The sequence below is a fragment of the Bradyrhizobium sp. 604_D8_N2_3 genome (genome assembly GCF_051810765.1).
Lineage (GTDB): Bacteria > Pseudomonadota > Alphaproteobacteria > Rhizobiales > Xanthobacteraceae > Bradyrhizobium > Bradyrhizobium barranii.
This window is the reverse complement of record NZ_JBPWPM010000001.1, coordinates 8,496,121-8,522,810: the sequence shown is the minus strand read 5'-3', so window position 1 is coordinate 8,522,810 and position 26,690 is coordinate 8,496,121. Positions and strand designations below refer to the sequence as shown.

The 26,690-nt window shown below is 65.3% G+C and carries 20 protein-coding genes; 9 read left to right on the top strand and 11 right to left on the bottom strand.

Annotated features, from left to right (window positions below; translation table 11 throughout):
* Positions 1 to 51: 51 nt before the first annotated feature.
* Complete coding sequence (locus tag AB7245_RS40955; RefSeq protein WP_071909416.1) at positions 52 to 1,056, top strand: SPFH domain-containing protein; 1,005 nt, start codon at positions 52 to 54, stop codon at positions 1,054 to 1,056.
* Positions 1,057 to 1,168: 112 nt separating this feature from the next.
* The gene (locus tag AB7245_RS40950; protein ID WP_028148102.1) at positions 1,169 to 1,612 is read left to right on the top strand and encodes an NfeD family protein; all 444 of its coding nucleotides are present in this window, start codon (positions 1,169 to 1,171) and stop codon (positions 1,610 to 1,612) included.
* Positions 1,613 to 1,738: 126 nt separating this feature from the next.
* Here the strand turns inward: AB7245_RS40950 and AB7245_RS40945 are convergent, their stop codons facing one another.
* On the bottom strand, positions 1,739 to 2,065 hold the full coding sequence (locus tag AB7245_RS40945; protein WP_085398396.1) for a winged helix-turn-helix transcriptional regulator: 327 nt from the start codon (positions 2,063 to 2,065) through the stop codon (positions 1,739 to 1,741).
* Between the two features lie 72 nt (positions 2,066 to 2,137).
* Between AB7245_RS40945 and AB7245_RS40940 the strand changes: the two genes are divergently transcribed.
* Positions 2,138 to 2,695: a carboxymuconolactone decarboxylase family protein gene (locus AB7245_RS40940; RefSeq protein WP_085398397.1), complete on the top strand. Its 558-nt coding sequence runs from the start codon at positions 2,138 to 2,140 to the stop codon at positions 2,693 to 2,695.
* A gap of 109 nt (positions 2,696 to 2,804) precedes the next feature.
* Here AB7245_RS40940 and AB7245_RS40935 read toward each other — a convergent pair whose 3' ends face one another.
* Positions 2,805 to 3,812 carry a KpsF/GutQ family sugar-phosphate isomerase gene (locus tag AB7245_RS40935; protein WP_085398398.1) on the bottom strand — a complete coding sequence of 336 codons (1,008 nt, stop codon included), beginning with the start codon at positions 3,810 to 3,812 and terminating at the stop codon, positions 2,805 to 2,807.
* 191 nt (positions 3,813 to 4,003) lie between these two features.
* Here AB7245_RS40935 and AB7245_RS40930 point away from each other — a divergent pair, with 191 nt between their 5' ends.
* Complete coding sequence (locus AB7245_RS40930; protein ID WP_135214792.1) at positions 4,004 to 5,746, top strand: outer membrane beta-barrel protein; 1,743 nt, start codon at positions 4,004 to 4,006, stop codon at positions 5,744 to 5,746.
* A gap of 180 nt (positions 5,747 to 5,926) precedes the next feature.
* On the opposite strand, the gene AB7245_RS40925 is transcribed toward AB7245_RS40930, so the two are convergent.
* Positions 5,927 to 7,378, bottom strand: coding sequence for a glutamate synthase subunit beta (locus AB7245_RS40925; protein ID WP_085398400.1), 1,452 nt, complete (start codon positions 7,376 to 7,378; stop codon positions 5,927 to 5,929).
* A gap of 163 nt (positions 7,379 to 7,541) precedes the next feature.
* Positions 7,542 to 12,275, bottom strand: a complete 4,734-nt coding sequence (gene gltB, locus AB7245_RS40920; protein ID WP_439035598.1) for a glutamate synthase large subunit — start codon at positions 12,273 to 12,275, stop codon at positions 7,542 to 7,544.
* A 491-nt stretch (positions 12,276 to 12,766) separates the two neighbouring features.
* Here gltB and AB7245_RS40915 point away from each other — a divergent pair, with 491 nt between their 5' ends.
* A complete protein-coding gene (locus AB7245_RS40915) occupies positions 12,767 to 13,537 on the top strand; it encodes a hypothetical protein (protein WP_439035597.1) in 771 nt (256 codons plus the stop codon).
* 105 nt (positions 13,538 to 13,642) lie between these two features.
* Here AB7245_RS40915 and AB7245_RS40910 read toward each other — a convergent pair whose 3' ends face one another.
* Both AB7245_RS40910 and AB7245_RS40905 read right to left on the bottom strand, forming a co-directional pair.
* The gene (locus AB7245_RS40910) at positions 13,643 to 14,413 is read right to left on the bottom strand and encodes an alpha/beta fold hydrolase (protein WP_439035596.1); all 771 of its coding nucleotides are present in this window, start codon (positions 14,411 to 14,413) and stop codon (positions 13,643 to 13,645) included.
* A 154-nt stretch (positions 14,414 to 14,567) separates the two neighbouring features.
* Complete coding sequence (locus tag AB7245_RS40905) at positions 14,568 to 15,029, bottom strand: Hsp20 family protein (protein ID WP_063985698.1); 462 nt, start codon at positions 15,027 to 15,029, stop codon at positions 14,568 to 14,570.
* A 207-nt stretch (positions 15,030 to 15,236) separates the two neighbouring features.
* On the opposite strand from AB7245_RS40905, the gene AB7245_RS40900 reads away from it, so the two are divergent.
* Positions 15,237 to 16,184 carry an alpha/beta fold hydrolase gene (locus AB7245_RS40900; RefSeq protein WP_028148092.1) on the top strand — a complete coding sequence of 316 codons (948 nt, stop codon included), beginning with the start codon at positions 15,237 to 15,239 and terminating at the stop codon, positions 16,182 to 16,184.
* A gap of 145 nt (positions 16,185 to 16,329) precedes the next feature.
* Here AB7245_RS40900 and AB7245_RS40895 read toward each other — a convergent pair whose 3' ends face one another.
* Positions 16,330 to 19,140, bottom strand: a complete 2,811-nt coding sequence (locus AB7245_RS40895) for a di-heme-cytochrome C peroxidase (protein ID WP_085398758.1) — start codon at positions 19,138 to 19,140, stop codon at positions 16,330 to 16,332.
* Positions 19,141 to 19,331: 191 nt separating this feature from the next.
* A complete protein-coding gene (locus AB7245_RS40890; RefSeq protein WP_063985696.1) occupies positions 19,332 to 21,128 on the bottom strand; it encodes an adenylate/guanylate cyclase domain-containing protein in 1,797 nt (598 codons plus the stop codon).
* Positions 21,129 to 21,342: 214 nt separating this feature from the next.
* On the opposite strand from AB7245_RS40890, the gene AB7245_RS40885 reads away from it, so the two are divergent.
* Positions 21,343 to 21,975 carry a LysE family translocator gene (locus tag AB7245_RS40885; protein ID WP_071909427.1) on the top strand — a complete coding sequence of 211 codons (633 nt, stop codon included), beginning with the start codon at positions 21,343 to 21,345 and terminating at the stop codon, positions 21,973 to 21,975.
* A 66-nt stretch (positions 21,976 to 22,041) separates the two neighbouring features.
* Positions 22,042 to 22,452 (top strand): GFA family protein, encoded by a 411-nt coding sequence (locus AB7245_RS40880; protein ID WP_014491803.1) that lies wholly within the window; start codon positions 22,042 to 22,044, stop codon positions 22,450 to 22,452.
* Positions 22,453 to 22,455: 3 nt separating this feature from the next.
* Here AB7245_RS40880 and AB7245_RS40875 read toward each other — a convergent pair whose 3' ends face one another.
* The gene (locus AB7245_RS40875) at positions 22,456 to 23,208 is read right to left on the bottom strand and encodes a sulfite exporter TauE/SafE family protein (protein ID WP_085398759.1); all 753 of its coding nucleotides are present in this window, start codon (positions 23,206 to 23,208) and stop codon (positions 22,456 to 22,458) included.
* 92 nt (positions 23,209 to 23,300) lie between these two features.
* Here AB7245_RS40875 and AB7245_RS40870 point away from each other — a divergent pair, with 92 nt between their 5' ends.
* On the top strand, positions 23,301 to 24,191 hold the full coding sequence (locus AB7245_RS40870) for a LysR substrate-binding domain-containing protein (RefSeq protein ID WP_135214795.1): 891 nt from the start codon (positions 23,301 to 23,303) through the stop codon (positions 24,189 to 24,191).
* Between the two features lie 223 nt (positions 24,192 to 24,414).
* Here AB7245_RS40870 and AB7245_RS40865 read toward each other — a convergent pair whose 3' ends face one another.
* Positions 24,415 to 25,380: a Bug family tripartite tricarboxylate transporter substrate binding protein gene (locus AB7245_RS40865; RefSeq protein WP_085398761.1), complete on the bottom strand. Its 966-nt coding sequence runs from the start codon at positions 25,378 to 25,380 to the stop codon at positions 24,415 to 24,417.
* A 33-nt stretch (positions 25,381 to 25,413) separates the two neighbouring features.
* The gene (hisN, locus tag AB7245_RS40860) at positions 25,414 to 26,196 is read right to left on the bottom strand and encodes a histidinol-phosphatase (RefSeq protein ID WP_014491808.1); all 783 of its coding nucleotides are present in this window, start codon (positions 26,194 to 26,196) and stop codon (positions 25,414 to 25,416) included.
* Between the last annotated feature and the right edge of the window lie 494 nt (positions 26,197 to 26,690).

The window sequence follows — 26,690 nt, the reverse complement described above, 5'->3', positions numbered from 1 at the left end:
GTTCCCGACCAATGACAGCGCGGGAAAGGGCTTTCCCGCCTTGGAGGAAGTATGAGCGGTTTCGATGTTTTCGCGATTGTTCTGGTGTTGCTCGTCATCGTCACGCTGGTCGCCGGCGTGAAGACGGTGCCGCAGGGCTATGACTGGACCATCGAGCGGTTCGGCAAATACACCCAGACGCTGAGCCCCGGGCTCAACCTGATCGTGCCCTATTTCGATCGCGTCGGACGCAAGATCAACATGATGGAGCAGGTGATCGACATTCCCGAGCAGGAGGTCATCACCAAGGACAACGCCACCGTGACGGTGGACGGCGTCGCCTTCTACCAGGTGTTCGATGCCGCCAAGGCGAGCTACGAGGTCTCCAACCTGACCCAGGCCATCACGGTCCTGACCATGACCAACATCCGCTCGGTGATGGGAGCGATGGATCTCGACCAGGTGCTGTCGCATCGCGACGAGATCAACGAGCGCCTGCTTCGCGTCGTCGACGCTGCGGTCTCGCCCTGGGGCCTCAAGGTCAACCGCATCGAGATCAAGGACATCGTGCCGCCCGCCGACCTCGTCGAAGCCATGGGCCGGCAGATGAAGGCCGAGCGCGTCAAGCGCGCCGACATTCTGGCCGCCGAAGGCCAGCGCCAGTCCGAGATCCTGCGCGCCGAGGGCGCCAAGCAGGGGCAGATCCTCCAGGCCGAAGGCCGCAAGGAAGCTGCGTTCCGCGACGCCGAGGCTCGCGAACGTTCCGCGGAGGCCGAGGCCAAGGCGACGCAGATGGTCAGTGAGGCTATCTCCAAGGGAGACGTCGCCGCGCTGAACTATTTCATCGCCGACAAGTATATCAAGGCGTTCGGGCAACTGGCGGACTCGCCGAACCAGAAGGTCATCATGCTTCCGGTCGAAGCGATGAGCATGCTGGGCTCGCTCGCCGGCATCGGCGAGATCGCCAAGGCAACGTTCGGCGAAAGCGCGGCGTCCGCGGCCGCTGCCGCCCGCCGCGGCGGCTCGGTGCCGACGACCGGCCCCACGCCGCCGGCGGTACCGCCGCGACAGGGGTAATCAAAGCGCATGCACTTTCGAAAAGTGCATGCGGCAATTTAAAGCGCATGCCCCGGAAAAGTGGGGACCGGTTTTCCGATCAGGGCATACGCCAGCATAAAGAGGTCGTGTCATGACCGACATGTTCGTATCGCTCGGCACCTGGAATTGGCTGATCTTCGGCTTCATCCTGATGGCGCTGGAGGTGCTGGCGCCGGGCGTGTTCCTGTTCTGGCTCGGCCTCGCCGCGTTGCTGGTTGGCCTGATCTCCTTTGCTGTCGCCGTGTCGTGGCAGATCCAGCTCGTGATGTTCGCAATCTTCGCTGCCGCCGCCGTGCCGGTGTGGCGCCGGCTCGCGCGGCCGAAGCTGGACGCAAGCACCAGCCCCTTCCTGAACAAGCGCAGCGAGGCATTGCTCGGCCGCGAGTTCACGCTGGAGAAACCGATCATCGACGGCAACGGCACCGTGCGCCTCGGCGACACGGTGTGGCGCGTGGCCGGGCCCGATACGCCGGCCGGGACGCGGGTGAAGGTGGTGCAGGTGGACGGTGCGAATTTGACGGTGGCCGCGGCGTGATCCTTTCTTCCCCTCTCCCCTTGCGGGAGAGGGTGGCTCGCCGCGTAGCGGCGAGACGGGTGAGGGGTATCTCTCACCGAACGCGATACTGAGTTTGTGGAGAGAAAGGCAGCGTGCTTGGCTGCTCTACCTCTTCCACCTCTCCGCAAACCGGTGCAGGGGCATGAACGTCTCGCACAGCTCCCGCCCCAGTGCCGTCAGCCCGTAACCTCCACCGTCGCCCAGCTCCACGAACCCTGCGTCGCGCAGCTCCGTCAGCCGCGCCTGCAGCACTGTCGGCGAGGCCTCGTCGCAGGCGGTGCGCAACGCGCGGGAGGTGAGGGCTTGGTCGCGCAATTCCCACAAGATCCGCAGGCTCCAGCGTCGGCCGAGGAGGTCGAGCAGCGCCATGATCGGCCGCCCGGTGCGCGAGCCGCGGACATTGCGGCTCCCTGATGCTGCCTGTTTCGCCATCCCGGCCCTCTTGCGTCGTGCTACAAATAATGTAGCGTATTGCTACGATAATTGTAGCAACGGAGACAGCTGATGTCCCAGGCCACGCCGCGCATCGCGCCGCTCGTCCCGCCTTATCCCCCGGAGATCCAGGCGCAGTTCGACCGCATCATGCGCGGTGCGCCGCCGCTGGTGCTGTTTCGGGTGATGGCGGGCCACGCCCGCGCCTGGGACAAGTTCCGCGCCGGCGGGCTGCTCGATCCCGGCCCGCTGTCATTGCGCCAGCGCGAGATCGTGATCGACCGCACCTGCGCGCTGACCGGATGCGAATATGAATGGGGCGTGCATGTCGCGATCTTCGCCGGGCCGGCGCGGCTCAGCGAGGAGGAGGTGCACGCGACCGTGCGGGGCGATGCGACGTCACCGTGCTGGTCGCCGGCCGAGCAGGCGTTGATCGCCGCCGTCGATGCGCTGTATCACCGCGCGACGTTGGACGACGCTGAATTCGCCGCGCTGTCGGCGCATTACGACGAGGCCCAGATCCTGGAGATCATGCTGCTGTGCGGCTTCTACCGCACGGTGTCGTACCTGGCGAACGGGCTGAAGCTGCCGCTGGAGGAGAGGGCGGTGAGGTTTCCGGCACCGCTCTAACCGCTCGTCATTGCGAGGAGCTCTTGCGACGAAGCAATCCAGACCGTCTCCGCGGAGGCGGTCTGGATTGCTTCGCTGCGCTCGCAATGACGATGTGGAAAGAGCGGCCCTACGCCACGCCCGCCCGCAGCAGATCGTGCAGGTGCACGATGCCCACCACCTTGTCGGCTTCGGTCACCACCAGCGTGGTGATCTTGCGGGTGTTCAGCACCTCGATCATCTCGCTGGCGAGCATCGAGGGCGGCACGGTCTTCGGCTGCCTGGTCATGATGTCGTCGACCGACACCGTCAGCAGGTCCGGCCGCATGTGACGGCGCAAATCGCCGTCGGTGATGATGCCGATGGCCTCGTTCGCGGCGTTGACGATGCAGACGCAGCCAAGCCCCTTGGCCGACATCTCCATCACCGCGTCCGACATCTTGGTGCCTTCAGGTTTCACCGGGATCTCCGCGCCGGTGCGCATGTAGTCGCGGACGAATTTCAGCATCGCGCCCAGCTTGCCGCCCGGGTGGAAATGCGCGAACTCCAGCGCGGTAAAACCGCGGCCTTCGAGCAGCGCGATGGCAATGGCATCGCCGATTGCAGCCTGCATCAGCGTCGAGGTGGTCGGCGCCAGATTGTGCGGGCAGGCCTCGCGCGCCTTCGGCAGCTCGATCACGATGTCGGCGGCCTGGCCCAGCGAGGACGCCGCGTTCGACGTCACCGCGATCATCGGGATCGCGAAGCGCGCCGAATAGTTCACCAGCGTCTTCATCTCCGGCTGCTCGCCGGACCAGGACAGCGCCATGATGACGTCGTCGGCGGTGATCATTCCGAGGTCGCCATGGGCGGCCTCCGCGGTGTGGACGAAGAAGGCCGGCGTGCCGGTCGAGGCCAGCGTCGCAGCGATCTTGCGCGCCATGTGGCCGGACTTGCCAAGCCCGGTGACGATGACGCGGCCCTTGGCGTTGCGGATCAGGTCGACCGCCTTGGCGAAGGTCGCGCCCAGCGGACCGCGCAGGGCAGCGGCGAGCGCGTTGATGCCGCCGCTCTCCGTCTCCAAGGTGCGGAGCGCGGATTCGACGCTGTCGGGGTTGGGGCCGGATGATGGGGTCATCAGGGGTTTCGAGCTCGACATGTTCAGGTCCAGGGAGGAGGGGCGCTCGCCCGTTGGCGCCTGCTTAGCATGGCCAGACCGGCGAGGCGACGAGAGCGCCAGGCCCCGAAACGGGTCATTAACCATAATTGTTTTAACTCCATTAACGATGGTTCCCGCCCGCTGGCGGAGGTCGTCGTGGAAGTCTTTGATTTCGTTGGAGTTCTTACATCGTGGGGGCGCCTCCAGGCACGAGCCGGAGCAAACGCGGGCATTTCCTGCGTGCGGCTTTGCCGTGCCTGGCGCTGACTGCCCTCGGAAGCGCGCCGGCGGCCGCCCAGAGCCTCACGCCCGACCTGTTCAATCCCAATCGCGGCGGCTTTGCCGCGCCCGACACGCTGCCGACGCGCCGCACGGCGGGCGTGCCGCAGGCGCCGTTGGATGCGCTCCCGGCGCTGCCCGATCCCAATGCCGATCCGCGCAAGCGCCAGCAGGCGCCGGCGACCTCGCGCGTCGGCCAGGTGCCGACCTACGGCCTGCCGGCCGCCAACGGCGCCAGCGGCTCCGGCTACGACTCGCTCAACCGCAAGCGGCAGCAGCCAAAGCTCTATCCCGGGCAGCCGAAGCCGAAGCGCCCGGTCGGACCCGGCTCGCCGGTGCCGCCAGCAACGCCGGACCGGACGCTAGGGCCGCCGCGCATCGCGCCGCCACCGTCGGAAACCGCAAACAAGGCGCCGGTGCCGCGGGCGATGGCGGGCACCGTGCCCGGCCAGCCGCTGCGCCGCCGCCTCAAGGCCGACGACGATGCGTTCGGAGCGGTCGGCGACTATGCCGGCAGCTTCCTGATCAAGGGCGGGCTCGAGCTCTCCGCCGGCTACGACACCAATCCGGCGCGCCTGAACAAGCCGGTCGGCTCGCCGGCCTATGTCGTCGCGCCCGATCTTCTCGTGATGTCCGACTGGGAGCGCCACGCGCTGGTCGCCGATCTGCGCGGCTCGTTCTCCGGCTACACCAACAACATGCCGGCGACGATCGACGGCTTTGCCTCGCCGTCGCCGGTCGAGATCGACCGCCCCGATTTCACCGGCCATGTCGACGGTCGTTTTGACGTCAGTCGCGACCTCAAGCTCACCTCGCAGTTCCGGCTGCGGGTCGCGACCGACAATCCCGGCAGCCCGAACGTGCAGGCGGGCCTGCAGAAATATCCGATCTACGCCAGCTATGGCGGCACCTTCGGCTTCGACCAGACCTTCAATCGCTTCCAGGTGGCCGCCGGCGCCACCGTCGATCGCACCGCCTACACCGATTCCAAGCTGACCGACGGCTCGACCTTCAGCAACAACGACCGCGACTTCAACCAGTATGGCGGCATCGGTCGTTTCTCCTACGACCTCAAGCCGGGGCTGAAGCCGTTCGTCGAGATCGAAGGCGACAGTCGCGTGCACGACCAGCCCGCCGACCGCAACGGCTATTTCCGCGATTCATCGGGTGGCTACGCCAAGGTCGGCTCGAGCTTCGAGTTCTCGCGCATCCTGATCGGTGAGATCTCGGTCGGCTATACCGCGCGCAACTATGTCGACCCGCGCCTCAGCCAGCTCGCGGGCTTCCTCACCGCGGGCTCGCTGATCTGGAATGCGAGCGGCCTGACCACGGTGAAATTCGCCACCGACACGCAGATCGCGGAGTCCACGGTCCCCGGCTCCTCCGGCGTGCTGGTGCACACCTACGGGATCGAGGTCGATCACGACTTCCGCCGCTGGCTCACCGCCGTCGGCAAGTTCACCTACGGCACCTACGACTACCAGAACCAGAATCGCAACGACAAAACCTACTCGCTCGAAGGCAATCTGATCTACAAGCTCAACCGCAACATCTGGATCAAGGGCACGCTGCGCCACGACATCCTGAACTCGAACCAGCCGGGGTCGAGCTCGCAGGGGACGGTGATGTTGGTGGGGGTGAGGTTGCAGAACTAGAGGCGGTGAGCACGTGGATTGACGCGCCATCTTGCCGCTTGCTCAACAGTCATGCCCCGGCTTGACCGGGGCATCCAGTACGCCGCGGCCTCTCAGTAGGCGACAGCTGTCTCGGAATACTGGATCGCCCGCTTTCGCGGGCGATGACACCTTTCGTAAATCTGGCAGCGGAGCGAGAACCTACCGCGGCAGATCCGTCTTCCCCATCAGGAACGTATCAATCGACCGCGCGCACAGCCGGCCCTCGCGGATCGCCCACACCACCAGCGACTGGCCGCGGCGCATGTCGCCGGCGGTGAACACGTTCGGGCGCGAGGTCTGGTAGTCGAGCGTGTTGGCCTTGACGTTGCCGCGCGGGTCGAGATCGACCGAGAGCAGCTTGAGCAGGCCCTCGTGCACGGGATGCACGAAACCCATCGCGAGCAGGATGAGCTCGGCATCGAGCTCGAACTCGGTGCCGGCAATCGGCTTGAACTTGTCGTCGACGCGCACGCAGTGCAGCTTCTTGACTTGGCCGTTCTCGCCGGAAAACTTCTGCGTCAGCACGGCGTATTCGCGGATCGCGCCTTCGGCCTGGCTCGACGAGGTGCGCATCTTCAAGGGCCAGTTCGGCCAGGTCAGGCCCTTGTTCTCGCGCTCGGGCGGGGCGGGCATGATCTCGAGCTGGGTGACCGAGAGCGCACCCTGGCGCAGCGAGGTGCCGATGCAGTCAGAGCCGGTGTCGCCACCGCCGATGACGACGACATGCTTGCCGCCGGCCAGGATCTCCTGGACGCCGCCGAGCGGCTCCTCGGAGACGCGGCGGTTCTGCTGCGGCAGGAAGTCCATGGCGTAGTGGATGCCTTGGAGGTCGCGGCCGGGGATCGGCAGGTCGCGCGGGGCTTCTGCGCCGCCGGTCAGCGCGACGGCATCGTAATCGTTGAGCATCTCGCGCGGGTCGACATTGCCGTCAGCGCCGACATGGCTGTTGTAGTGGAAGGTGACGCCTTCGCCTTCCATCTGCTTGACGCGGCGGTCGATGACGCCCTTCTCCATCTTGAAGTCGGGGATGCCGTAGCGCAGCAGGCCGCCGGCCTTGGCGAACTTCTCGAACAGATGCACGTCGTGGCCGGCGCGCGCGAGCTGCTGCGCGCAGGCCATCCCGGCCGGACCCGAGCCGATCACCGCGACCTTCTTGCCGGTCTTGACGGTCGCCACTTCCGGCTTCAGCCAGCCATTGTCCCAGGCGCGGTCGACGATCGCGCATTCGATGGTCTTGATGGTGACGGGGTTGTCGTCGATGTTGAGCGTGCAGGACGCTTCGCACGGCGCCGGGCAGATGCGGCCAGTGAACTCCGGGAAATTGTTGGTCGAGTGCAGGTTGCGCGAGGCCTCTTCCCAATTGCCCTGATAGACGAGGTCGTTGAAGTCGGGGATCTGGTTGTTGACCGGGCAGCCGGGCGTGCCGGGCGCGACCGAGCCGGTGCCGTGGCAATAGGGAATGCCGCAATTCATGCAGCGCGCGGCCTGGTCGCGCGTTTCCTTCTCGGTCAAGGGAACGACGAACTCGTTGTAGTGCTTCACGCGCTCGGCGACCGGGGTGTACTTGCGGTCATGCCGTTCGATTTCGAGAAAACCCGTGATCTTGCCCATTAAACCCGAAGTCCCTGCCGCTTAAATTCGTCTTCTCTCTAGCCAGACCCTCATCCTGAGGAGCGGCGCACTGGCGCCGCGTCGCGAAGGATGAAAGGCCCCGCTGGTGACCTCATGGTTCGAGACGCAGCTATCGCGCTCCTCACCATGAGGGCTTATCGCTCTACGCGCCGATCGCGATTTTCGGCTCGGCGTCCGCGTTGGCGGCCATTTCGCGCAGCGCGCGCCGGTATTCGACCGGCATCACCTTGCGGAATTTGGGCAGCCAGTCCTTCCAGTTGGCAAGGATGTCGGCGGCGCGCTTGGAGCCGGTCGCTTTCGCATGGCGCGAGATCAGGACGTGCAGGCGCTCGACATCGGAGTCGAGCAGGTTCTTGAACACGTCGACCCGGCCGTGCGCCTCGAGGTCACCCGAGTGGTTATAGGTGCCGGCGTTGATCAGCTCTTCCGACAGCACCGGCTCGAGCTCGACCATCGACATGTTGCAAAGCTTGTCGAAGTCGCCGGTCTCGTCGAGCACATAGGCGATGCCGCCGGACATGCCGGCCGCGAAGTTGCGCCCGGTCTTGCCGAGCACGACCACGATGCCGCCGGTCATGTATTCACAGCAATGATCGCCGGCGCCTTCGACGACCGCCACCGCACCCGAGTTGCGCACGGCGAAACGCTCGCCGGCGACGCCGCGGAAGTAGCACTCGCCCTGGATGGCGCCATACATCACCGTGTTGCCGACGATGATGCTCTCTTCCGGCACGATGCCGCTGTTGGCGGGGGGCTTGACGATGATCTTGCCGCCCGAGAGGCCCTTGCCGACATAGTCGTTGGCTTCGCCTTCGAGCTCGAAGGTGACGCCTTGCGCCAGCCACGCGCCGAACGCCTGGCCGGCGGTGCCCTTGAGGCCGACATGGATCGTGTCGTGCGGCAGGCCGGCATGACCGTAGATCTTGGCGACCGCGCCCGACAGCATCGCACCCGCGGAGCGGTTGGTGCTGTTGATCCTGGCCTCGATCTTCACCGGCGCGCCGCGGTCGAGCGCAGGCGTCGCCTTCTCGATCAGCGTGCGGTCGAGCACCGCTTCCAGATGATGGTTCTGGCGCTCGGAGTGATAGATCTTCTGGCCCTTCTCTTCCTTCTGCTTGACGAAGAGCTTCGAGAAATCGAGGCCCTTGGCCTTCCAGTGCGCGACCAGCCTGGTCTGGTCGAGCAGCTGAACCTGGCCGATCATCTCGTTGAAGGTGCGGAAGCCGAGCGATGCCATGATCTCGCGGACTTCCTCGGCGACGAAGAAGAAGTAGTTGATCACGTGCTCGGGCTGGCCGGTGAAGCGCTTGCGCAGGACCGGGTCCTGGGTCGCGACGCCGACCGGGCAGGTGTTGAGATGGCACTTGCGCATCATGATGCAGCCGGCCGCGATCAGCGGCGCGGTGGCGAAGCCGAACTCGTCGGCCCCTAAAAGCGCGCCGATCACGACGTCACGGCCGGTGCGGAAGCCGCCGTCGACCTGGACCACGATGCGGCTGCGCAGCCGCTCGCGCACCAAGGTCTGGTGGGTTTCGGCAAGGCCGATCTCCCAGGGCGAGCCGGCGTGCTTGATCGAGGTCAGCGGCGAAGCGCCGGTGCCGCCCTCGAAGCCCGCGATGGTGACATGGTCGGCGCGCGCCTTGGCAACGCCGGCGGCGACCGTGCCGACGCCGATCTCGGAGACCAGTTTGACCGAGACGTCGCCCGTCGGGTTGACGTTCTTGAGGTCGTAGATGAGCTGCGCCAGATCCTCGATCGAGTAGATGTCGTGATGCGGCGGCGGCGAAATCAGGCCGACGCCCGGCGTCGAGTGACGAACCTTGGCGATGGTCGCGTCGACCTTGTGGCCGGGCAGCTGGCCGCCTTCGCCGGGCTTGGCACCCTGCGCCATCTTGATCTGCATCATGTCGGAGTTGACGAGATACTCCGTGGTGACGCCGAAGCGGCCCGAGGCGACCTGCTTGATCGCCGAACGCATGGAATCGCCGTTCGGCATCGGCTTGAAGCGGTCGGCTTCCTCGCCGCCTTCGCCGGTGTTCGACTTGCCGCCGATCCGGTTCATGGCGATCGCGAGCGTGGTGTGCGCCTCGCGCGAGATCGAGCCGAAGCTCATCGCACCGGTGGCGAAGCGCTTGACGATGTCCTTGGCCGACTCAACCTGGTCGATCGGGATCGGCTTGCGCTTCTCCTCGTCCGCGTTCTTGATCCGGAACAGGCCGCGCAGCGTCAACAGCCGCTCCGACTGCTCGTTCAGGATCTTGGCGAAGGCGCGGTAGCGTTCCAGCGAATTGCCGCGGGCGGCGTGCTGGAGCAGCCCGACCGACTCCGCGGTCCATGCATGGTCCTCGCCGCGGCTGCGATAGGCATATTCGCCGCCGACATCGAGCGCGGTCTTGTAGACCTGCGCGTCGCCGAACGCGTCGGCATGACGGCGCACCGCTTCTTCCGCGATCTCGGCAAGGCCGACGCCCTCGACGCGGGTATGGGTGCCGGCGAAGAACTTGCCGACGAAGTCCGCCTTGAGGCCGACGGCGTCGAAGATCTGCGCGCCGCAATAGGATTGGTAGGTCGAGATGCCCATCTTGGACATCACCTTGAGCAGGCCCTTGCCGATCGACTTGATGTAGCGCTTGACGATCTCGTAGTCGTCGAGCGAGCCGGGCAGGCGGTCCTTCATCGCGATGATGGTTTCGAACGCCAGATAGGGATTGATCGCTTCGGCGCCGTAGCCGGCCAGGCAGGCGAAGTGATGCACTTCGCGCGGCTCGCCGGATTCGACGACGAGGCCGACCGAGGTGCGCAGTCCGACGCGGATCAGATGATGATGCACGGCGGCGCAGGCCAGCAGTGCCGGGATCGGCACCCGGTCGCTGCCGACCATGCGGTCGGACAGGATGATGATGTTGACGCCCTCGCGGACGGCGGCTTCCGCACGCGCGCAAAGCTCGTCGAGCACCTGGTCCATGCCGGCAGCACCGAGACCGGCGTGGAAGGTGGTGTCGAGCGTGCGCGACTTGAAGTGCGACTCGGCCACATCGGAGATCGAGCGGATCTTCTCGAGATCCGCATCGGTCAGGATCGGCTGGCGCGCTTCGAGACGCTTGGTGGTGGCGAGGCCCTGCAGGTCGAACAGGTTCGGCCGCGGTCCGATGATGGAGACGAGGCTCATCACCAGCTCCTCGCGGATCGGGTCGATCGGCGGGTTGGTGACCTGCGCGAAGTTCTGCTTGAAATAGGTGAACAGCGGCTTGGCCTTGTCCGACAGCGCCGAGATCGGCGTGTCGTTGCCCATCGAGCCCGCGGCTTCCTCGCCGGTGGAGGCCATCGGCGTCATCAGGATGGAGATGTCTTCCTGGCTGTAGCCGAACGCCTGCTGGCGATCGAGCAGCGACAGGTTGGAGCGCACGCCGGTGGTCGGTACCTTCGGCAGCTCTTCCAGCACGATCTGGGTCCGCTCCAGCCACTCCTTGTAGGGATGGCTCCGGGCGAGCTCGGCCTTGATCTCGTCGTCCGGGATCAGGCGGCCCTGCTCGAGGTCGACCAGCAGCATCTTGCCGGGCTGCAAGCGCCACTTGGTGATGATCTGGTCCTCGGGGATCGTCAGCACGCCCATCTCGGACGCCATCACGATGCGGTCGTCCTTGGTGACGAGATAGCGCGCCGGACGCAGCCCGTTGCGGTCCAGCGTAGCGCCGATCTGGCGACCGTCGGTAAAGGCGATCGCGGCGGGGCCGTCCCACGGCTCCATCAGGGCGGCGTGATATTCGTAGAAGGCGCGGCGCTTCTCATCCATCAGAGGATTGCCGGCCCACGCCTCCGGAATCATCATCATGACGGCGTGAGGCAGCGAGTAGCCGCCCTGCACCAGGAATTCGAGCGCGTTGTCGAAGCAGGCGGTGTCCGACTGGCCTTCGTAGGAGATCGGCCAGAGCCGGTTGATGTCCTTGCCGTAGAGCTCGGAGCTCACGGAAGCCTGGCGCGCCGCCATCCAGTTGGTGTTGCCGCGCAGCGTGTTGATCTCGCCGTTATGCGCGATCATGCGATAGGGATGCGCCAGCGACCAGGCCGGGAAGGTGTTGGTCGAGAAGCGCTGATGCACCAGCGCCAGCGCGCTCTCGAAGTCCGCCTCGTGCAGATCGGGATAGTACTTGCCGAGCTGGTCGGCGAGGAACATGCCCTTGTAGATCACGGTGCGGCACGACATCGAGCAGGGGTAATAGCCCGCAAGGCCGCGGTCGCGACGCTGGTAGATCGCCTGCGAGATCGACTTGCGCAGGATGTAGAGCCGGCGCTCGAAATCGTCCTCGGTCTTGGCGGTGCCGTTGCGGCCGATGAACACCTGCATGCAGGCGGGCTCGGTCGGCTTCACGGTGACGCCGAGCGAGGAATTGTCGGTCGGCACGTCGCGCCAGCCAAGCAGGGTCAGGCCCTCTTCCTTGATCTGGTCGGCGATGATGCTCTTGATGACATTGCGCCAGGCGGTGTCGCGCGGCATGAACAGCGCGCCGATGGCATATTCGCCAGGAGCCGGCAACGTGAAGCCGAGCTCCCCGGCCTTGCGGCTGAAGAAGGGGTGCGGGATCTGCACCAGGATGCCGGCGCCGTCACCGGCGCGCGGGTCGGCGCCGACGGCGCCGCGATGCTCGAGGTTGCAGAGGATGCTGAGCGCGTCCGCGACGATCTCGTGGGACTTCTTGCCCTTGATGTTGGCGATGAAGCCGACGCCGCAGGAATCCTTTTCCAGGCTCGGATCGTACAGACCTACGGCCGGCGGACGCGAATTGTGTTCCTGAATCGGATCAGTCGTTTTCGAGGCGACCGTCGCCGACAGTTCTTCTGCCACGATGTTTGCGCGCTCGAATTGCGACCCGTTCATTGTTCCAATCCTCTCCATGCGGCAAGCTGCCTCACCGCTATCTTCGGCGCACCTTGGGCGTTCCGCGGCACCCGCCTCTGGGTCACCGCTCGTCCGCTGCGAGCCGCATTTTCTTAAATTCAGGCCAAGGCGTTCTTCGTCCCCGAGAACGGCTTTGCCTGTTGCCTTCCTGGCGCTCGAAAGCACCGACTTTCGTTGCAATCCGTATGCCGGAACTGCAAGCAAAATTGAGACAGTCTTCCTGTCCTAACCATCACCTTGCCAAATTTTTGTCTATCACACAAGCGCGCGGAAGTCCCGATTCCCAGAGTGTCAATCAGCGCTTTCCGCATGGCACGCGGCCCCGGTTTTGAAGCAAACGCGCCCTGATCCGGCCCTGCCGACGCCGAAATCCCGAATGAAGCTTCGGATCAGCCCTTCGAAAGGCGCGCCACGCCGCAAGAAGCGAAAGAGCGCGAGGCATTCGGGGGCCTGACAGGAGCGTGTCGACCATGAAGTTTTTCACAGGATGTGTGGCCGCTGCCACGCTGGCGCTGGTGGCAACGGCCGTCGAGGCACAAGTTCCGGCCAACGGCGCTGCGCGGGGCGCCTATATCGCGGTCTCGGATTTCGACGGACCCTATGGGCCGCCGGAAGCCGCGCCGCCGCCGCGCTACGGTTACGGCTTTGGCTACGAGGAGCGCGGTCCGGCACCGGCGCTGCTGCCGCCGACCGAGGTCTACGCCGTGCTGCGCGACAACGGCTTCTCTCCGCTTGGCATCCCGCGCCTGCGCGGCGGCGTCTACACCATCGCGGTGATCGACCGCCGCGGCGACGACGGCCGGCTGGTGATCGATGCCCGCGACGGGCGAATTTTGCGCTTCATGCCGGCCGCTGACGCCTTCGGCATGGCCCCCAGTGATGAGGTGCCGACGGTTGCACCTTACCGTCCGCAAAGCGCGCTGCCGCCGCCGACCATGGTCCGCAGCGGCCCGCCGCGTCCGCCGGCCTCGATCCCGCATGTCGCCAGCCGCACCGTGCCGCTGCCGAAGGCCGCCCCGCGCCGCGGCGAGGCGCCTGTCGCCGCCACCAAGGCGGCCGCGCCAGCTCCGCAGCAGGTACAAGCGCCGCAGGCGCAGCCCGCCCAACAGACCGCTGCCGTGCAGGCAAAGCCCGCCGAAGCCGCACCACCGCAAACCGCCGCGCCAACCGTCGGTCAGGCCAAGCCGGCTCCGACTATCATGCCGACGCAGGAGATGCCGGCGGCGCAGGGGCTGGACTAGCGCGCGCTCGCTTGACGCGACTGCGCGCCACGCTCCGGACGGAGACCTGAGCAAAAAAAAGCGCCCGAAAATCGCGGGCGCTTTTTCATTGCGGCAATCGCGCGCTCAGCTGCGCGGATACCCCGCGGCTTCCAGGATCAGATTCGCCACGTCCTTCGGATGCGACACCAGCGAGAGGTGGCCGGCATCGAGCTCGATCGTGGTTGCGTTCATGCGCTTGGCGAGGAAGCGTTCGAAATCGGGATTGATGGTGCCGTCGTTCTTCGATACCGCGTACCAGCTCGGCTTCGTGTGCCATGCAGCTTCCGTGGTGCGGCCGGCGAAGATCGAGGCGGCGGTCGGCCATTGCACGGCGTAGAGCTCCCTGGCCTGCTCCGGCTTCACGCCATTGGCAAAATACTTCAGGAAGGCGTCTTCAGAGAGCTTTGTGTAGCCGTCGCGCTCGACGATGCCGGCGCGGGCCGGGCCTGCCGGAAACTGCTTCGACAGCGCGACGAAGTCTTCGCTCGCATCGGGCGCGCGTGCGGCGACGTAGACGAGGCCGGTGACCTTCGGGTCGTTACCGACCTGGCTGATCACGGTGCCGCCCCAGGAATGCGCGACCAGCACCGTCGGGCCGTCCTGTTCGGCCAGCGCGCGCTTGGTCGCCTCGACGGAGTCCGCAAGCGACGACAGCGGATTTTGCACGGCGGTGACGTGCAGGCCCGCGGCCTGGAGGATCGGGATCACCTCCGACCAGCTCGATCCGTCGGCCCAGGCGCCGTGCACCAGCACGACGTTCTTGGCTTTCACCGTCTGCGGCGTCTGCGCGTGAGCCAGGCTGATGGGGGCCGCCAGCAGGCTCGCGGCGATGAGAAGGCTGCGCCAAAGTGACATGATCGTGCTCCGTATTGTTTTTGCTGCGATGCCCAAAGGACGGAGCGCGTGGTCGCGGCGTTACATGTCCTCACCGTTCTGTGATGCGATGCAAAACGAAAAAAACGCCCCGGGGCACCGGGGCGTTTTCGCAACTTGGTGGCTGTCGACGTGCTTAGGCGGCGACCGAACTCTCGATCACCTGCGCCTTCGGCGCGCCCGCGTTGATGGCGATCTGGCGCGGCTTCTTGGCTTCGGGAATCTCGCGCACAAGGTCGACGTGAAGCAGCCCGTTCTCGAGCGAGGCGTCCTTCACCTGCACGAAGTCGGCAAGCTGGAAGGCGCGCTCGAAGGCACGCGCGGCGATGCCGCGGTAGAGCACTTCGGACTTCGAGTTCTCGTTGGCGACTTTCTCGCCCTTGATCGTCAGCGTGTTTTCCTTCGCGACGAGGGAGAGCTCGTCCTTGGCGAAGCCGGACACCGCAACCGTGATGCGGTAGGTGTTCTCGCCGGTACGCTCGATGTTGTAGGGGGGATAACCGGGGCTGCCGTCCGAACCGGCCTGGTCGAGTAGGCTGAAGAGGCGGTCGAAGCCGACAGTGGAACGGTAAAACGGAGTCAGGTCGTAGGTACGCATGGTCTAGTCCTCCATTGAGCGACTGTTGGTAACCCGCCCGCCAATCGGGCCGGGCTTTAGTCTGTGTGCAGCCTAATGTTCCGGTTCCGAAACACTGGTAGCGGCCTGCACCATGGTGATATGGGTTCAGGGGAACGGCGTTCAAGAGGGCGGCAAGTTGCGCCTTTTCGGCGCTCCAGCCCCTTGATTTGCAGCATTTCTCGCCCAATGACGCTGATCTCGATTCCGTCCAATCCCGTTCCCGAAGACGTCGTCAGCGGCACCATCAAGACGCCCGATGGCGCCGAGCTGCGCTTTGCGCGCTGGGCGCCGCCGGCGAACCGCAAGGGCACGGTCTGCGTCTTCACCGGACGCAGCGAGCAGATCGAGAAATATTTCGAGACCGTGCGCGACCTGCGCGACCGCGGCTTTGCGGTGGCGATGATCGACTGGCGCGGGCAGGGCCACTCCTCGCGCCGCCTGCGCGATCCGCGCAAGGGCTATGTGCGCGACTTCTCCGATTTCGAGATCGACGTCGAGACCTTCGTGCAGCAGGTGGTGCTGCCGGATTGCCCGCCGCCCTTCTTCGCGCTCGCCCATTCCATGGGCGGCACCGTGATGCTGCGGGTGGCGCATGCCGGCAAGCGCTGGTTCGACCGCATGGTGCTGTCGGCGCCGATGATCGACCTGCCCGGCCGCGCCACCTCGTTTCCGGCGCGGGCGCTGCTGAAGACGATGCGCCTGATGGGGATGGGCGGTCGCTATGTCCCCGGCGGCAGCGACCACATCACCGGGCTCAATCCCTTCATCAACAATCCGCTGACCAGCGATCCCGTGCGCTATGCGCGTAATGCCGCGATCCTGGAGGAGGATCCGACGCTCGGGCTCGCGTCACCGACGGTCGCCTGGGCCGATACCGCCTTCCACGCCATGAACACCTTCAAGGGCAAGAACTACCCTTCCCAGATCCGCCAGCCGATCCTGATGCTGGCGGCCTCCAGCGACACCGTGGTCTCGACCGCGGCGATCGAGGAGTTCGCCTATCATTTGCGCGCCGGCTCCCATCTCGTGATCGCCGGCGCCAAGCACGAGATCCTCCAGGAGCAGGACCGCTACCGCTCCCAGTTCTGGGCCGCCTTCGACGCCTTCGTGCCGGGCACGCCGCTGTTCAAGTGACGGGGTGGAAGCTTCCTGAGGACGGCTGATCGTTCCACAATCTCCGTCATGCCCGGGCCTGTCCCGGGCATCCACGCCTTGTTGCGCGATCAAAGAACGTGGATGGCCGGGACAAGCCCGGCCATGACGATGAACCTTCTCTGCCTCACAGCGTCTTCAGATATTCGATCAGATCGTAGCGCTCTTGCTCCTTGAGCACGCGGCCGATGGTGCCGTCCTTGCCGGGGCCCGGCGTGCCATCGAACGAGTGGCCGGCATTGCTGTTGCCGAAGGTCTCGGTGCCATCAGACGCTCGCGTCGAGAAGCGCGACTGCCCGGTCTTGCAGCTCTCGCCGTCGACGACCGCGAAGCCGACCTGCTTCGGATCGTAGTCGCGACCACCACCCATGCAGAACGATTTGGGGCGCTCGGCCGCGGGGCTCAGCATCCAGTAGAGCGAGGGCACCGATCCGTTGTGCAGGTAAGGCGCGGTGGCCCAGACGCCGTTGAGCGGGCGCGCGCGATACCAGGGCGGCGGCTCCTTCGCCTCGGCCGGCTGCGGACCGGGATTCGGGCAGTTTTTGCGCTCGCCCCACCAGGCCTGCTGAACCTTCGGGTCGATCTTCGCATCGTCCATCGCTTTGCGGCTGACGATGTCGACGAGCACCATCAGCCCGACCGAGTACGGCATGTCGGTCGAGGAGATAGCCGGCAGATTGCAGCTCCACCAGGCATTGAGCTTCTGCGTGGGATCGAGCTCGAGAAAGCCCGGGACCTGAACCGTCCGCGTCGCCAGCACACTGGCCTGAGCGGGATCGGTGCCCATGCCTTTGACGCTTTTCTGGACCTCGTTCAGGAATTTGTCTTTGCCGATGGTCTCCCAGCGCGACGAGGACCAGATGCTCTGGTCCGGAAACTCGGTGTCGAACACGGGATCGTTGACCGGCCCGAGATGGCATTCGACGCAGATCTGCGCGTAGAGCTTGCGGCCGTTCTTGACGCGCTCGCCATCGATCTTCCAGGCATTGTCGCCGAAGATGTCGGACGGCCATTTCGGTGATGTCAGTCCGGAGAGCTGCTTTTTCGGATAGGGCGCCGACCCCTTCAGCAGATCCTCGATCCAGTTCAGGTTCTTGATATCCATCGACGAGCGGAACAGCGTGTCCTTGGGGGTATTGTCGGACAGATTGAGCAGCGCCGTCACGCCCAGCGCTTCGCCGGCGTTGCGGATCAGCGGTTGTTCGATGGACGCGTCATATTGCGCGAATTTGAGCCAGGGCACGGTCCAGATCGGCGGGAAGCTGACCGGCGCGTCCTTGGCATGCAGATTCTTTTCGAAGCCGCTGAGGCCGCTGAGCGTCATGTCCTGGGCGAAGACCTGATTGCCGATGCGGTTGAGCGCGTCGAGACGGCCGTATCCTTCCTCGGTGTCCTGCTGCTTCTCTTCCCGCTTCGTCTTCTCGTTGAACCTCGTCTTGCCGTCGATGGTTTTCGCGTAGGTCTTCTCCCAGTCGATCAGGAACGTGCTGATCGTGCGCAGCTTCTGCTTCAGCGCGTCGCGATCCGCATCGCTGGCGGAGGGGCCGAGCACACGGTCGGCGAAGCGCGTAAAGCGACCCGGCACGAGGAGCGTGTAGGCGATCGACAGACCCGTCGTGACCTCGAGCTTCCTCAGGTCGGTCATCGCCGGGCCGCCGTCGAAACGGATGTCGATGCCTTTGTAGTGAATCTGGCCGGTGTGGCAGGCGGCGCAGGTCAGGCCGATCCGGTCGTCGCCGACCTGGCCGGTCGCAGGATCGGGTACGCCGGTCATGCGAGCAAAGCCGACGGGCAGGCCGTCGACGTTTTCAGCCTGGGCGCCCCAGTTAACCGGCGGATCCCAAAGCCGCGCCGGCACCGGCTTGGTCTTGTCGTAGACATTGGCGTAGCCGAACCGGCGCAGCGTGGCGTCGTCGGTGTTGATCGTCTGCGGGCTCGGGATGAAGCCGAAGCGCTGCAGATGGTCGCTGTCATGCAGCATCCCGGGCTTTGCGAAGAAATGAAGCCGCGGCTGCTCGAGCGCCATGAACCAGCTGTAGGGCACCGGGAAGGTCGCGGTGCCCTGGCTGGCGTGATGAAACCAGTGCCGGTCCTCCAGCGCCCAGTTTTGCTCGAGCCAGTACGCGGCCCGCGGTTCGACAAGCTTCGGCAATGGCGGCGCCACGAGGTCACCGAGGATGCCGGGCAGCATCGGCTGGAATTGATCGGGAAAGCGCAGCGCCACGACGCCAAAGACGAGCAGCGCGGCGACTAACCCGCCGGCAACGCGCCATATGAGCGAGGGCGGGGTGACCGGCTGGCTGACGACTCGCTGCGTGATCCTGTCAGGGAATTTGCGCTCGTTGAACAGCGTACGCACGTCGGCGATGGCGAGATAGCGGTTCTCGCCTTCGCCCTTGCCCATGATCTTCAGCAGGATGGGCCATTCGAACTGCATCAAGATCCGATAGTACCAGCGCGCAGTGCTCCCGGCGCGCTTGAGGTTGTCGCGCATGTAAGTTTGTATTTCCGACGCGTTGATGCCGGGCTCGGTGCCGCCGCCGTTCGGATCGGTATAGTCCCTGCCGAAGCTGGCCAGGCGGGCGATCTGATCCTCATTGACCTTGCCGTCGACGCCGAGGATGCGCGAACCGGCGCCGCGCTTGTCCAGGGGGCCGCCGCGCAGGGCATCGAGCTGTGCGCCCGAAAAGATGCTCTTCAGGATGTGACCGAAGCCGTTGGCGATCAGCGCGATGCCGCGGGTCTCGACGCGGGCCACCGTCTTCATCAGCCCCTTGTCGCCGCTCGCATTCGCGATCGTCTGCGATAGCTTGCCGATCGGGACGGTCCCGCCTTCGACGAAGCCTTCGCCGACCAGGCCGCGCAGGAAGGGGCAGGGATTGTCTGGCGAGACCTGGATCGAGGGATCGAAGGGAGGCTTCGAGGCGGGGTCGTTCATGGCCCAAAATCCTGAAAACAGCGAATCGTGAAATGAAGACGCGCCGATAGAGCGCGGAAAGTCCTAACAAACCGACAGCAGCTTATACTACTTCAGCGTGTAAAGAAGTGTGGCTGAATTCACGGTCCTGTCAATAAAAGCCGGCCCGCGTTTTGCGAAGGGGCTGGGTCGAGACCGAGAAGGCCCGCCTGTCAGGACTCGGCCGCGCGTTTGACGTCGCTTTGCACCAGGGTCAGCTTGCTGAGCGGCACGCCCGCGTTCAGAAGCCCCTCGCGGTAATGGGCAAGGTCCTCGGGCCGCTTCCAGTGGAAATTGCGCAAGTGACGATCGACATTCAGCGTCGGGTAGTTGCGCATCAGCACGCCGACGGCCTCGCCAGCCTCATCGTCCCGACCCAACTGTGCCAGCGCCGCGGCACGGATCGCCAGCGCCTGCATGTGGTTCGGGTTGATGTAGAGCTGCTCGCGCGCCCAGGACAGGGTCGCGTCGTATTGCCCCAGCAGATAATGGCTGAAGGCGTTCAGCGCGGCCCATTGGTAGCGCGGGTCGCTGTTGTCGCGCTGCGCGGCCATCGAAAACAGCTCGATCGCCTCGCGGTGCTCGCCGATGACGAAATGGCAGATGCCGAGCACGCCGCGTGCGCCGTTGTCGTAGGGGTTGAGCGCGACCGCGCGCTTGGCGGCGTCCATCGCGGCCTCGTAATGCGCCTCCATGGCATGCGCCCAGGACAGGATCGAGAAGGCGAAGGAGGAGCGCGGGTCGAGCCGGACGCTGGTCTCGGCGAGGGCCATCGCCTCGGCCCACATCTCGCGCGTGCCCTTGACCCACCCGAACTGGATGCTCTGGATCTGGATCGTGGCGAGATAGGCGTGCGCGATCGACAGTTTGGGGTCGAGGCTGATGGCTTCGCGGAACAGGTCGACGGCGGTGGCCAGGTCCTCCTTGGTCTGCCGGTAGTAGTGCGACAGCCCCTTGAGGAAGCGGTCCCAGGCGGTCACGTCGGTGGAGAGCCGCGCCGGCGCCGAGGCCTCGGCACGGACGATCTCGGTGGCGATGGCGGCGGACAGATTGGTGGTGATCTCGTCCTGCATCGCGAACAGTTCGCCGATGTCGCGGTCGTAGCGGCCGGTCCAGAGCTGCTCGCCGGTCTCCGGCGCGACCAGCTCGGCGGTGACGCGGATCTTGGCTCCGGCGCGCCGCACCGAGCCCTGGATCAGATAGGTGGCATCGATCTCGCGCGCGATCAGGCGGGTGCTGGTGTTCTTGCCCTTGAACGCGAAGGTCGAGTTGCGGCTCAGCACGCGATAGAAGGATTGCAGCGACAGCGCGTGGATCAGATCCTCGGTGAGGCCGTCGGAGAAATATTCGTCCTGGGCGTCGCTGAGATTGGCGAAGGGCAGCACGCCGACGATCGCTGTGCGGTACTGCTGCGACAGCACCGACGCCTCCCGGAGCTCGGGCGCGAGCGCCGGCGCACCCTCGGGCATCCAGGTCCAGACCCCGATCGGGTCCTTGATGTTCTTGAAGCGATGGTTGCCGGCATCGACCAGCAGCGCGGTCAGGTGCTTGCTCGCCTCCCGGTAGGCCTTGGCCGAGATGGCGAAGCCGCCGGGGCTCGCCACCGCTTCGAGGCGGACGGCAATGTTGACGTCGTCACCGAATACCTCGTCCTCGTCGGCGATGACGTCGCCCATGTGGATGCCGAGGCGAAACTGCATGGCGCGCTCGGCCGGCAGGTGATGGTTGCGCTCCGCCATCAGCGTCTGCATCGCGATCGCGGCCTCGACAGCGCCGACGATGCTCGGGAACTCCAACAGGAAGCCGTCGCCGGTGTTTTTGACGACGCGGCCGCCATGGTTGAGGATGATGGGATGGATCGCGCTGCGATGGGCCTTGAAGGCGGCATGGGTGCCGGCCTCGTCGCTGCCCATCATGCGCGAATAGCCGGCGACATCGGCGCAGACGATGGCGGCCAGACGTCTTTCCATAATCCGGAGCTCCAAGGGATCGATGACCGGCCCCCGCGTGGCAGTCGCCTCGAATCCCGCATTTCCAAGAACCCTGCCTTTATAGAGCAGATAAGGCCGGGCGAAAGCATGATCCGCATTGCAAATTTGAGGTAAATTCTCCGCAATCCTGGCGGTGGACGGCGGCGGCCGAACCGAATAAGCCCGCCTTTCAAGGCTGACGGGGGCACCTCACATGCTGGGCATTCACGAGATCTGGCTCTTCATCCTGTCGGGCATATTGCTCAACATCACGCCTGGCCCGGACTCGGTCTACGTGATCGGCCGCAGCATGCAGATGGGCTGGCGGGGCGGCGCCGCGGCCGCGCTCGGCATCAGTTTTGGCTGCTTTTTCCACGTCGCGGGCGCGGCAATCGGCCTTTCGGCGCTGCTGATGGCCTCATCGACCGCCTTCTCGATCCTGAAGCTGGTCGGTGCGGCCTATCTCGTCGTGACGGGACTTCAGATGCTGTGGTCGCGCCCGGCGCTGGCCGCAGCCATCGACGAGCCGGAGCGGAGCCCGCTGCGGCGGGTCTTCCTCCAGGGCGTCTTCACCAACGCGCTCAATCCCAAGGTCGCGCTGTTCTTCCTGGCCTTCCTGCCGCAATTCGTCGCAGCCGATTCCCCGCACAAGCCGCTCGCCTTCCTGACGCTCGGCCTGATCTTCATCTTTACGGGAACGTTGTGGTGCCTGGTGCTGGCGGCGTTCGCGGCAAGGGCGGCCCACCGGCTGCGCAAGTCTGAGGGCGCGATCGCCTGGGTGAACCGCGCGCTCGGCGGCCTCTTCATCTATCTCGGCATCCGCGTCGCCATGCTGGAGACGCGATAACTCATTCGAACGGATGACTGGTCCGGCATGCAGTCGGCCCGATAGAGGCCGCGCGGGGAGGTTTCGATGGTTCGTGGAAGCTGCCTATGCGGCGCCGTGCGTTTCGAGATCGATCAGGTGCGTGCGCTCACGCATTGTCATTGCGCCAATTGCCGCAAGCTGACCGGTGCCGCCTTCGCCACCTACGCCCATGTCGATGCCGACAAGTTTCGCTTTGTTGCCGGCGAGGACATGACGGTGGCTTACGAATCCGCGCCGGGGAGCTTCCGCCATCGCTGCAAGACCTGCGGCTGCCTGACGCCGGGCAAGGCGAGTTATCTGCCGACCGTCAGCATTCCCGCCGGCCTGCTCGATGACGATCCCGATGTCAGGCCCCGCCTCCACGTCTTCACCTCGTCGCGCGCACCGTGGTGGACGATCCAGGACGATCTGCCCCAGCACGAAAAATGGGTGCCGGGCTACGAGCCCAAATCGTAGGCCTCAGGCGAACTCCTTCAGCAGCGCGCTGCCGGCGAGATAAATGCCGAGCAGGATCATCGCGATCAGGAACCAGCGGCGAAACGCTTCCGCCGGCATCCGCGCCCGCACCGACTGGCCGACGAACATGCCGGCAAAGGCCATGGCCATGCCCACGGCGCCCGGCACGGCGTTCGCCGGCGTCAGCAAGCCGCCGGCGGTGAGATTGAAGGCGAGCGCCAGCGTCGCGGTCGTGAAGAACACGCCGAGCGCCTGCACCAGTTCGTCCTTCTCCATGCCGATCGCCTGCATGAACGGCATCGAGGGGATCACCTGCACGCCTGTCGAGGCCGAGATCACGCCGGTGATCACGCCGACCACGCCGCCGACCCATTTCTCGTTCTGCGGCGCGACGTGGAACTTGAATTTGCTGAGCCCGATGATCGCGTAGATCACGAGCAGGATTCCGAGCACGATCGTGCCGTAACGGGCATGCGGGCCGGTCAGCGCGCCGGCATTGAGCCAGCATCCGATCACGGTGCCGATCATCAGCGGCCACAGCCGCCTCAGGATGTCGCGCAGATAGGGGCCGGCGAAGGTCTGCCAGATATTGGTGACGATGGCGGGCACGATCACGATGGCGATCGCGCGGCTCGGCGCCATGTTCACCGCGAGCAGGCCCATGGACACGGTCGGCAGGCCGAGCCCGACCACGCCCTTGACGAATCCGGCGATCAGGAAGACGGCGGCGATGAGGATGAGGAGCGGGTCAATCATATCTTGCACATTGACCGAAGCCGCGCGCGGGCACAATCTGAAGGTTACGGAGACAGCCTTCGTTCCTGGCGGAGGCTGAGGAGAATCCGACCATGCGCTTCGACCTCGTCGACCTCCAGCTCTTCATCGCGGTTGCCGACCAGCGCAGCATCACGCGCGGCGCCGAGCGATCGAATCTCGCCTTGGCCTCTGCCAGCGCGCGCATCAAAGGGCTCGAGGACGCGCTCGGCGTCGCGCTGCTCAAGCGTGGGCGGCGCGGTGTCGAGCTGACTGCGGCGGGCGAGAGCCTGCTCGATCATGCACGGGTCGTGATGCACCAGGTCGACGCCCTGCGCGGCGATCTCGCCGGCTTTGCCAGCGGCGTGCGCGCGAGTGTGCATTTTCTCGTCAACACCTCGGGGCTGTCGGAGCATCTGCCGAAGGCGCTGGCGGGTTTCCTGCGCGAGCATCGCGACGTCGCCATCGACATCGAGGAGCGCGAGAGCACCGATATCGCGGCAGCAATCACCGCCGGTGCCGCCGATCTCGGCTTTGCCGCCGAGCACGCGCTGCCTGATCATATCGAGCGTTTCGTCTTCAGCGAGGACCACCTGACATTGGTGACGTCGCGGCGCGGCCCGTTCGCGGGCCGTCGCCAGATCGATTTTCAGGAGACGCGGGATTGCGAATTCGTCGGGCTCACCAGCGCCACTGCACTCCAGATGCACATTTCGAAGCACGCCGCCCGGCTCGGCATGCGTCCGCATTACCGTGCGCGTCTGCGCGATTTCGACGCGATCTGTCAGATGGTCGCCGCTGACGTCGGCATCGCCCTGGTGCCGATATCCGCCGCCCGCCGCTGCGCCAAGCTGATGCCGCTGGCCATGGTCCGCCTGCGTGATGCCTTCGCCAACCGCAAGCTCGTGATCTGCGCCCGCAGCTTCAAGGCGCTGCCAAGGCCGGCCAAGATGCTGGTGGAGCATTTAAGGGCAGAGGCGGCGTGAGGGCGGCTTTTTGATGTGAGCCTACGTTGCGGCGGTGCGCACAACTGCGCTCCCTCCCCCCTTGCGGGGGAGGGAGGGGGAGAGGGGTACCCAGAAAAAGGTGTCTCTGTCGCGAAGAAGAGAGATCGATGGAGTCCCCGTGTGGACCCCTCTCCCTGGCCCTCCCCCGCAAGGGGGGAGGGAACGCACCTGTCGCGTTGTGAGGCCGTTCGCCTACCGCGCGCTACTTCGCCGTCTCGACTCCGGCATCCTTGATCACCTTCGCCCACTTCGCGGTCTCGTCCGCGATGAAGCTGCGAAAATGCTCCGGCTCGTCGCCAATCAGGGTCGCGCCTTGGGCGGCGAGCTTTTCCTTTACGGCCGGATCCGCCATGGCCTTCGTCGCCAGGCCATGCAGAGCGGTGACGATCTCCTTCGGCGTGCCCTTCGGCGCCACCATGCCGTACCAGTTCTCGATACGAAGATCGGCAAAGCCCGCTTCCGCGGTGGTCGGCACGTCGGGCGCGGTCGCGGAGCGCTCGGCCGAGCCGACCGCGATCGGCTTCAACGCGCCCGCCTTGACCTGCGGCAGCAGCACCGGAAGATCCAGGAAGGTCATCTGCACCTGCTGGCCCAGGAGATCGTTCACCGCGGGAGCAGCGCCACGATAGGGCACGTGGACGATGTCGATCTTGGCCGTCAGCTTGAACAATTCGCCGGCGAGGTGCGGCAGGCTGCCGGGGCCGGAGGAGGCGAAATTGAGCTTTCCGGGCTGCGCCTTGGCGAGCGCGATCAGCTCGCCGATGTCCTTTGCGGGCACGTTGGTGGCAACCACCAGCATTTCCGGCACGGTCGCAACCAGCGTCACCGGCGTGAGGTCGCTCGCGGTGTCGTAGGCGACCCGCTCCATGCTCGGGCTGATCGCGAGCGCGCCGGCTGAGGAGATGGCGATGGTGTAGCCGTCGGGCGCGGCCTTGGAGACCGCGTCGGTGCCGAGCACGCCGCCCTGGCCGCCGCGGTTGTCGATCAGCACCGGCTGCCCTGACAGCTCCGACATGCGCTGGCCGATCACGCGGGCAATGATGTCGTTGGGCCCGCCGGCCGGGAACGGCACGATCAGCTTGATCGGTTTTGCGGGGAAATTCTGCGCGGAGGCGAGGGCGGGAAACAGGAGCAGGAATGCAAGGAGGAGCTTAGGCCAGTTGTTCATGCAGGCTCTTTTCATGCACGCTCCTTGGGGCGCTTATCCGTTGAGCAGTTTCAGTGCTTCTTCGTGAACTCTTGCATCGCCGGCCGCGATGATGCGGCCGCCGCCCTGGGCCGGCTTGCCTTCCCAGGTGGTGACGACGCCGCCGGCGCCGGTCACGATCGGGATCAGGGCGGCGATGTCGTAAGGCTTCAGCTCGGTCTCGACCACGAGATCGACGTGACCGGCCGCCAGCATGCAATAGGAGTAGCAGTCGCCGCCATAGCGCGACAGCCGCGCGCCCTGTTCGATGCGGCTGAAGATGGCGCGGTCGCGTTCGTTCATCAGCAGCGGGCTGGTGGTGTAGCTCGTTGCTTCCGACAGCGAGGCGCAGCGACGGACCTGGAGCCGGCGCTCGCCGGACGGGCCTTTATAGGTGGCCGAGCCGTTGTCGCCGGAGAAGCGCTCGCCGATGAAGGGCTGGTGCATCATGCCGTACACCGGCGCGCCCTTGTGCAGCAGCGCGATCAGCGTGCCCCAGATCGGAAAGCCGCCGATGAAGGATTTCGTGCCGTCGATGGGGTCGAGCACCCAGACATAATCGGCGTCCTCGCGCTCGTTGCCGAATTCCTCGCCGACGATGCCGTGCTGGGGGAAGCTCGCCTTGATCAGCCGGCGCATCACCGCCTCCGCGGCGCGGTCGGCCTCCGTAACGGGGTCGAAATCCTTGGTCTTGCTCTTGTCGTCGATCGACAGCGAGGTGCGGAAGAACGGCAGGATGGTTTCGCCGGAGGCGGTGGCGAGCCGTCCGATGAAGGCTGAGAAGTCGATCACCGTCACGGCGCATCCTCAAAACGAAAGTCGGGTGAAGCTCGCTCCTGCCTAGCTCAATTCGCTTCTCGCGTGCAGCGCTGAGTTGGTTTGCTCCCTGGTATTTTGGATGCCGCAACCGGCTGCCCCATCCCAGTCATATGCTGGCCAAATATCGATCATAGAGTTGAAAACTTAGTTCCGAGTATGCCTTGTTCGTATGCAAACGGTTATCAACCCATTGAATTTCCTTATCAAAGAAGCTGAATCTGGGTTTCGCTATAAGCAATTGAGCCATGTGCATATTGCATGGGAAACGGCTCAAAAGCCCTTGCACTTTGTGCGTCGCGGCCGCATATTGTTGCGGTGCGGTAGCGCTCTGCGTTACCGCTGCCCTCCTTGGGCGTTTCCTCCCTAGACTTGGGCCGCTTCTTCATCAGAAGCGGCCCTTTTTTCTTTGAGCCTCGATCTTCACTTCGAGCGCGCGAAAACGCGAAGCGAAGATTCGGCGCACGATACGCTGG